This is a genomic window from Bradyrhizobium sacchari (genome assembly GCF_002068095.1).
GTDB classification, from domain to species: domain Bacteria; phylum Pseudomonadota; class Alphaproteobacteria; order Rhizobiales; family Xanthobacteraceae; genus Bradyrhizobium; species Bradyrhizobium sacchari.
The window spans coordinates 38,367-46,402 of sequence record NZ_LWIG01000052.1; the positions used below are offsets into that span (position 1 = coordinate 38,367).

Sequence of the window (8,036 nt, forward strand, 5' to 3'; positions counted from 1 at the left end):
ATTTTCCCTTGACGGAGGGGGTCCGGGTCACAACGATAGCGCGGTTCCTGCGAGAGGTATTGGGTTGCGGCATCCGATCGACATCGTCGCCATGTTCGCTGCGATCTGGCTGCTCGCCTCGATGGTGCTCGACGCGCTGACGCCGAAGGAGCTGACGGCGGTCATGATCGCCATCGCCATCGGGCCGGCCATCGTGATCACCGCCGTGTTTTACTATCTGCACTGCCCGCGAACGGATTTCGCGGTGATGTTCGCGGCACTCTGGCTGATCTCGGACATCGCCATCGCCTTCATCTCGCCGAAAGAGCTGCCGCATTTCCTGATCGCGCTCGGCTTCGCCCCGGCCGTGCTGATCGGCATCGTGCTGCACTGGCAGCGCTTCCAGCGCCGCCATGAGCGGTTGCCCGTGCCCTCGGCGAAACGTGGCTAGCGCGGCAAGAGGTTCGTCTTGGCGAGGTCGAGCACCTCGTCGCCGCGGCCGTTCATCACGGCGCGCAGGACCCAGAGGCTGAAGCCCTTGATCTGCTCCGTCGTGATGGTCGGCGGCATCGACAACTCCTGCTTGGCGGTGACGACGTCGAGCAGCGCCGGGCCATTGTGGGCCAGGATTTCCTTCATTGCGCCCGGAAGCTCGCCGGGATCCTCAACGCGCTTTGCAAAGATGCCCATTGCGCGCGCCATCGCCGCGAAGTCCGGGTTCTCCAGGTCGACATTGGTGTCGACGAAACCGGCCGCCTTCATCTCCAGCGCGACGAAGCCGAGCACGCCGTTGTTGAAGACGACGACCTTCACCGGCAGCTTCATCTGTGTCAGCGTGATCAGATCGCCCATCAGCATGGTGAAGCCGCCGTCGCCGGAGAGCGAGATGACCTGGCGGCCTGGCTGGGCAGCCTGCGCGCCGATCGCCTGCGGCATAGCATTGGCCATCGAGCCGTGCACGAAGGAACCGATCAGCCGACGCCGGCCGTTCATGTCGAGATAGCGCGCGGCCCATACCGTCGGCGTGCCGACGTCGGCGGTGAACACGGCATCGTCGGAGGCGTGGTCGCTGATGACTTTCGCCAGATATTGCGGATGGATCGGCTTGCTGCCCGGCGTGCCCTTGGCGAGCGAATCCAGACCTTCGCGAGCCTTCTTGTAGTGCGCGATGGCATCGTCGAGATGCCTGCGCTGGGTCTTGGTCTTGAGCAGCGGCAGCAGAGCCTCGATGGTCAGTTTGACGTCGCCGACGAGGCCGAGATCGATCCTGCACCGCCGTCCCAGATTTTCCGGGCGGATGTCGATCTGCGCGATCTGCGCATCGGTCGGGAAGAACTGCTTGTAGGGAAAATCGGTGCCGAGCATCACCAGCGCGTCGCAGGCATGCATGGCGGCGTAGCCGGAGGAGAAGCCGATGAAGCCGGTCATGCCGACGTCGTAAGGATTGTCGTATTCGACGTGCTCCTTGCCTCCGAGCGCATGCACGATCGGGCTCTTCAGGGCCTCGGCGAGCTGCATCAGCGGCGCATGGGCGCCGGCGCAGCCGCGGCCGCAGAACAGGGTGATGCGCTCGGCGCGATTGAGGAGATCCGCCAGCGCCTTCAACTCGTCGGCCTGCGGCACGATTTTCGGCGCCGCAAGGGCAAGCCCGCGTGCCGTCGCTAGCGCGCGCTTCGGCGGAGTGCGGAACGCGACGTCGCCGGGCATGGCGACCACGGCGACGCCGCGCAGGCCTACCGCCGCGCGGATGGCGTTCTCCAGCACGTAGGGAAGCTGGCTCGGGTCCGAGACCAGCTCGCAATAGTGGCTACATTCACGGAACAGGTTCTGCGGGTGGGTTTCCTGGAAATAGCCGCCGCCGATCTCTGCGGTGGGAATCTGCGCCGCAATCGCCAGTACGGGAACACGGCTGCGATGCGCGTCGAACAGGCCATTGATCAGATGCAGATTGCCGGGACCGCAGGAGCCCGCGCACACCGCAAGACTTCCCGTCATCTCGGCTTCACCGGCGGCCGCGAAGGCTGCGACCTCCTCGTGGCGGACATGGATCCATTCGATGGTGCCGCGGCGGCGCAGCGCCTCGGTCAGTGCGTTCAGGCTGTCGCCGACGATGCCATAGATGCGCTTGACGCCGGCCTGTTCGAGCGTTGCCACGAACAGATCGGCCACGTTGTTGATCGCCATGTCGGTCTCCTGCTGCGCCGGTCGCATGTCTACGATGCCAAGGCATCAGCATCGCGACACAATGCGGCACAATAAGCAATGAGCGGATCACGGCTAGTTCATTGCGCCATCAGTCTTTCGCAATCGCCCGATCGTAGGCGGTGACCGTCGCCCTCGCGCGCGCTGCCACGTCCGCCACGCTCATGCCGGGCTTGTAGAGGCTGGAGCCGAGCCCGAACGCCGTCACGCCACCCTTGATGTACTCCGCAAAATTCTGATCGGAGACGCCGCCGACGGCGGCGATCATCACGTCTGGCGACAGCACGGCGCGGATCGCGGCGATGCCGGAGGCGCCGAGCACGCTCGCCGGAAAGAATTTCAGGCCCGATGCGCCGGAGCGCGCCGCGAGCAGCGCCTCGGTCGGCGAGAACACGCCGGGCAGCGTCACCATGCCGCGCTGATGCGCGCGCGCCAGCACGTCGGTGTCGACATTGGGCGAGACCATCAGCCTGCCGCCGACGTCGTTGAGACGGTCGACATCTGCGGCGGTCAGCACCGTGCCGGCGCCGATCAGCACGCCGGCGGGCGCTAGTTTTGCGGCAAACCCGATCGAGCGGAACGGATCGGGCGAGTTCAGGGGAATCTCGATCGCGGTCATGCCGGCTTCGATCAGCACGCCGACGATGGCCTCGGTCTCCTCGGGCTTGACGCCGCGGAGGATCGCGACCAGCGGACGCTGCATCGGTGGAAAGGGAACGCTCATCTCAGAAGTCCTTCTGTTTCGTCCAGATCGCCGCAGCCGCCATCGACAGGCCACGGCGCACCGCTTCATCCGCATCGATCGGCTGCACGGTGACCGACAAGGCATCGAAGGCGTCTTGGTACAGCGTTGCCAGACGACCCGAGGCAATCAGCGTGATGCCGGCTTTCGGCACGGAACCGGAGAGCCCCGCCGCCAGCTCGGCGCCGATCAACGTGCCCGACAGCGTTTCACGCGCCGCGGCCGGCGTACTACCGAACAGAAGCTGCCGCGCCCGCGCCCCGAACAGCAGGTTCGCCGCGAAGGCCGGTGCTTCGTATGCAGCTTTCACCGCCGTCTTGAAGCTCGCGACGTCCTCGGCGTCATCGGCGCCGGCGACCGCGAGCGAGAGGATGGTCTCGCGGGAGACGACGCTGAAGAGCTCGCCGGTCATAAAAGTCGAAAAATTCGCGACGGTGCCGTCCGTCACCCGCACCCATTTCGAATGCGTGCCGGGCATGCAGACCAGTGCGGCGCCGGTGGCCTCGAGCCCAAGCGCGCCAAGCAGCTGCGTCTCCTCGCCGCGCATGACGTCCGGCGCCCCGGCGTCACGCTGCGCAATGCCGGGCAGGATGCGGATGTCGCGCGCCTCTCCCGGCACGCGCGCCGCCTGCTTGAGGATCGCGGCGAGCGGCGCCGGCGTGTCGACGTAACCGGCCTCGACCCAGCCGGTCTTCGCACCGGCCATACCGCAGACGAGAACCGGCAGATGCGCGGGTGCATCGGTTGCGGCAAGGTGCGATTGAAGCACGCCTGCAAAGCCAGCCTTGGCCGCGGCCAGCATGCCCTCGCCGCTGCGGCGCTCCGCCAGCACCTGCCCGGAGCGATCGACCAGCCACAGGCGAAAACTGCTGGTGCCCCAGTCCACCGCGACATAGGCGGGTTCGGTCATCGTATCCTCGTCTCACTGGCAAGACGCCGTCTCGCGACAATGAGACGGCCCCCTGGAAATCTGGTCCGGGATATCGGCTATTGCCGCTGCAAACCAGCCTTTTCTCGCAGCTCTGAGCTGCGAGGCGCGCTGGCACACCGCTTGCTCGAGCCTCTCCGCTCACATTCGTGAACCGCGCAACAAGACGCGTCAATTGTGGAGAGGAAACCCATGGAGATCGGTTATTTCACGATGCCTTCGCATCCGCCGGAGTGCGGCCTCAAGGAAGGAAACGACTGGGACCTGCAGGTGATGCGCTGGCTCGACGAGCTCGGCTATCAGGAGGCCTGGGTCGGCGAGCACCACACCGCGCCCTGGGAACCCAATCCCACGCCGGACCTCCTGATCGCGCAGGCCTTGATGCAGACCAAGCGCCTGCGCATCGGACCCGGCGGCTTCCTCTTGCCCTATCACCACCCGGCCGAGCTCGCCAACCGCGTCGCGATGCTCGATCACATGTCCGAAGGCCGGCTCAATTTCGGCGTCGCAGCCTCGGGGCTGCCGAGCGACTGGGCGATGTTCAACGTCGATGGCATGAGCGGCCAGAACCGCGACATGACGCGCGAGGCGCTGGAGATCATCCTGAAGCTCTGGTCCGATCCCGCGCCCTTCACCTACAAGGGGAAGTTCTGGACGGTGACCAAGCCGGACACGATGTTCGACTTCCTCAAGCCTCACATCAAGCCTTTGCAGGCGCCGCATCCGCCGATCGGCGTTGCCGGGCTCTCCAAGAACTCGGACACCTTGAAGCTCGCTGGCGAGCGCGGCTTCATCCCGATGAGCCTCAACCTCAACCCCGCCTATGTCGGCAGCCATTGGGATTCGGTCGAGATTGGCGCGGCCAAGACCGGACGCAAGCCAAACCGGCAGGACTGGCGGCTGGTGCGCGAGGTGTTCGTCGCCGACACCGACGAGGAAGCCTGGAAGCTCTCGACCGGAGACATGATGGGCCGGATGATGCATGAGTACTTCCTGCCCCTGCTCGGCCATTTCGGCTTCAAGGATTATCTGAAGCACGCCCCCGACGTGCCCGACAGCGACGTCACGGTCGAATATTGCGCCAAGCGGAACTGGATCGTCGGCTCGCCCGCGACCGTCGCCGAGAAGATCGAGAAGATCCACGACGAGGTCGGCGGCTTTGGCGTGCTGCTGGTGTTCGGCTTCGACTACAAGCACAAGGCCGAAGCCTGGCACCACTCGCTCTCGCTGCTCAAGAACGAGGTGATGCCGCGCCTGACGCATCTCGGCTCCGCGCGCAAGGCGGCTTGACCGGATGCGGGTGCGGCGCGATCGTGCCGCACCCGCATCCATTTGGGAGATTTCCGCGTGTCCGTGGACGCCAAGGACTTCAAGATGGCGATGCGCCATTGCGCCGGCGCCGTGGCGCTGGTCACGGTGGGCGCCGAGCACGGCAAGCGCACGGGGCTCACGGTGACATCGGCCTGCTCGCTGTCGGACTCACCGCCTTCACTGATCGTCTGCGTCAACCACAACGCCAGTGCGCACGCGCGCATCCGCGAGGAAGGCGCGTTTGCGATCAACTTCCTGCACGAGGATCACGCGATGCTCGCGCTCACCTTCAGCGGCCAGAAGGGCGTCAATGGCGATGACCGCTTCGCATTCGGGCAATGGACGCGCGGCGCGACCGGCTCGCCGCTGCTGACGGATGCGGTCGCCGCGTTCGACTGCGTGCTGGCGCAAGAATTCGAGACCAAGACGCATTCGATCTTCGTCGGCGAGGTGCACGGCGTGTCGCATGCGGATGCGGCGAGGCCACTGGTCTATCTGCGTGGCCATTTTCATACGCCGCAGGAGATGCGCGAGATGGTCGCGCTGGGCGACCTCGATGCGCGGCATCTGAGCTGGACGGATTTTTCGTAAGGACGCGGTTCTGAGGGCGGCCTTCGGCCGCCGTTAGAGACCCCTCACCCGTGTCGCCGCTTCGCGGCGAGCCATCCTCTCCCGCACAGGGAGAGGGGGAAGAACGCTCGCCGCATGCAATTGAACGCTACTACTGCCCCGTCTCGATCTTCAGCTGCTTGATCTTGCGATACAGCGTCGCCCGGCTCAGCTTCAGTGCCCGGGCAGCTTCCGTGACGCGGCCGCCATTCTTGCGCAACGCCTCGACAATTGTCGCACGCTCGGCCGCCGCGAGATCCGGCTCCGCCCTCCCGCCAAATGGCGGCAGATCGAGATCGGCATCGGTGATGACGCCGTTCTCCGCCGTGCAGCCGGCGAGCCGCAGCACATGGCGAAGCTGGCGCATGTTGCCGGGATATGAATAGGCTGCCAGCAGCGCCCAGGCCTCCTCCGACAGGCGGCAATTCGGCGCCTCCTCGCGCGCGATCTGGCGGATGATGTCGCCGCGGTCGTCCCGCTCGCGCAACGCCGGCAGGTGCACCTCCATGCCGCGCAGGCGGAAATAGAGGTCGGCGCGGAAGGCTCCTTGTTCCACCATTCGGCCGAGATCGCGGTGGGTCGCGCTGATCAGGCGAATGTCGACGGGTACGGGCTTGAGCGCGCCGAGCGGCCAGACCTCGCGGTTTTCCAGGACGCGCAAGAGGCGCGTTTGCAGCGCGATCGGCATGTCGCCGATCTCGTCGAGGAACAGCGTGCCGCCATCGGCCTGCACGATCAGGCCCTTGGAGCCCTCGCGCCGCGCGCCGGTGAAGGCACCGGCCTCATAGCCGAACAGCTCGGCATCGATCAGGCTTTCCGGCATCGCCGCACAGTTCAGCGCGACATAGTTGTTGCGCGCGCGATTGCTGGCCGCGTGAATGGCGCGCGCGAACACGTCCTTGCCGACGCCGGTCTCGCCATGCAGCAGCACCGGCAGATTGTGATCGCCGATGCTTCGGAGCCGCTTCACAGTTTTGACCAGGCCGGGATCGCGGCCGGCGAGCCGATGCAGCGCGTCGAAACGGTCTGCGGGGGCATCGCGGCGCGGCACATGCGATCTCGCACGCAGCGGCGGAGCAACATGCCCCTGGCCCAGCGAACGGCCATCGGCACGGCGCAGCTCGACGATTTCGTCCGTGCCACGCGCACCATGATGATCGAACGCGACGTAGTGCGACAGATCGATGCCGGAGGCGATCAGGCCATCGGTGAGGCCCAGCAGCGCACGCGCCGAGCGGCAGGCGCCGACGATGCGGCGGTCGTCGTCGTAGGCGATAAGGCCGCGGCCACCGTCCCCGGGCACGGTCGCGATCCAGGCATTGCGGAAATGGCCGCGGAAGATCGCGCCCTCCATCCGCCGCGTCGCCTCCATCGTCACCGCGAGCGCGAGCTGATGCGCGGCGCGTTCCAGATCCTGCCGGCAGGAGGTGATGTTGACGGCCCCGGCAAGCCGCCCGGCCTGGTCGAACAACGGCGCCACGGCGCAGGAGAACATGTGCCATTGCGCGCGAAAATGCTCGTCGCGGTGCACCAGGATCGGCTTCTCCTCGGCGAGCGCGGTGCCGAGCCCGTTGGTGCCCTCAAAGGTCTCGGCGAAATTGGAGCCGGTGTAGATCTTCCAGTCCAGAAACATCTTTGCGTCGGCTTCGCCCGGCAAGCGGCTGAACAGCATGGTCGCGTTCGCGTCAGCCAGATTGACGCAATAGCCTGCGTCGCGCAGCACGCGGGCGAGATCGTCGAGCTCGGGCGTTGCGAGCCTGATGATCTCCTCCATGGGTTCGGCGACGTGACGGATTTCGGCTTCGGTCAACGTCTGCGGCGGGCCCTGCCGGGCGGGATCGAGCTTGTGGCTGATCAGGCAGCGCCGCCAGGAATTGGCAATCCGCGAGGAAGCATCGACGTCGGCCACATGATTGGCGACGGACAAGACACGGGCGACATGGTTCGAGGCCGAAAGGCTGGCCATCGCGGACGTCTCCACCCTGTATTATTGTGCAAAGTCTGGCACCACAGGCGGGGATGTCAATCGGGAACCGGGAACAGAGGAAGCGGCGCACGCTCTCTAGTTGTCATTCCGGGGCGGCTCGAAGAGCCGAACTATGGTGCGCCATTGCGCACCTGAGAATCTCGAGATTCCGGGTTCGCGCGACGCGCGCCCCGGAATGACCGCATCAGCAAAATTGCTGCACCGCCCTCACCACGTGTCGATGCACGGCCGCTTCTTAGTCGTCCTCGGCTCCGGCTTCGGCACCGAGCGCAGCCCCG

General features: G+C 66.0%; 7 protein-coding genes. 3 read left to right on the forward strand and 4 right to left on the reverse strand.

The annotated features are described in order from the left end of the window. Positions 1-64: 64 nt before the first annotated feature. Positions 65-430 carry a hypothetical protein gene (locus A5906_RS32265; protein WP_080139186.1) on the forward strand — a complete coding sequence of 122 codons (366 nt, stop codon included), beginning with the start codon at positions 65-67 and terminating at the stop codon, positions 428-430. Here A5906_RS32265 and poxB read toward each other — a convergent pair. The 3 genes from poxB to A5906_RS32280 form a co-directional block, all read right to left on the reverse strand. Beyond that, positions 427-2,163, reverse strand: a complete 1,737-nt coding sequence (gene poxB / locus A5906_RS32270; RefSeq protein ID WP_080139330.1) for a ubiquinone-dependent pyruvate dehydrogenase — start codon at positions 2,161-2,163, stop codon at positions 427-429. The two genes, A5906_RS32265 and poxB, sit on opposite strands and share 4 nt — an antisense overlap. Positions 2,164-2,272: 109 nt before the next feature. Next, positions 2,273-2,905: a 2-dehydro-3-deoxy-6-phosphogalactonate aldolase gene (locus tag A5906_RS32275; protein WP_080139187.1), complete on the reverse strand. Its 633-nt coding sequence runs from the start codon at positions 2,903-2,905 to the stop codon at positions 2,273-2,275. Between the two features lies 1 nt (position 2,906). After that, positions 2,907-3,833, reverse strand: a complete 927-nt coding sequence (locus tag A5906_RS32280) for a 2-dehydro-3-deoxygalactonokinase (protein ID WP_080139188.1) — start codon at positions 3,831-3,833, stop codon at positions 2,907-2,909. A gap of 210 nt (positions 3,834-4,043) precedes the next feature. Here A5906_RS32280 and A5906_RS32285 point away from each other — a divergent pair, with 210 nt between their 5' ends. Next, positions 4,044-5,141, forward strand: a complete 1,098-nt coding sequence (locus A5906_RS32285) for an LLM class flavin-dependent oxidoreductase (protein WP_080139189.1) — start codon at positions 4,044-4,046, stop codon at positions 5,139-5,141. 57 nt (positions 5,142-5,198) lie between these two features. Further along, the gene (locus A5906_RS32290; protein ID WP_136615645.1) at positions 5,199-5,753 is read left to right on the forward strand and encodes a flavin reductase family protein; all 555 of its coding nucleotides are present in this window, start codon (positions 5,199-5,201) and stop codon (positions 5,751-5,753) included. A 130-nt stretch (positions 5,754-5,883) separates the two neighbouring features. Here A5906_RS32290 and A5906_RS32295 read toward each other — a convergent pair whose 3' ends face one another. Beyond that, a complete protein-coding gene (locus tag A5906_RS32295; protein WP_080139190.1) occupies positions 5,884-7,737 on the reverse strand; it encodes a sigma-54-dependent Fis family transcriptional regulator in 1,854 nt (617 codons plus the stop codon). Positions 7,738-8,036: the final 299 nt, after the last annotated feature.

Excerpts from the sequence above, each read along its gene's own strand:
- poxB (WP_080139330.1), bottom strand. The coding sequence starts at position 2,163 with ATGGCGATCAACAACGTGGCCGATCTGTTCGTGGCAACGCTCGAACAG.
- A5906_RS32275 (WP_080139187.1), bottom strand. The coding sequence starts at position 2,905 with ATGAGCGTTCCCTTTCCACCGATGCAGCGTCCGCTGGTCGCGATCCTC.
- A5906_RS32285 (WP_080139189.1), top strand. The coding sequence starts at position 4,044 with ATGGAGATCGGTTATTTCACGATGCCTTCGCATCCGCCGGAGTGCGGC.
- A5906_RS32280 (WP_080139188.1), bottom strand. The coding sequence starts at position 3,833 with ATGACCGAACCCGCCTATGTCGCGGTGGACTGGGGCACCAGCAGTTTT.
- A5906_RS32295 (WP_080139190.1), bottom strand. The coding sequence starts at position 7,737 with ATGGCCAGCCTTTCGGCCTCGAACCATGTCGCCCGTGTCTTGTCCGTC.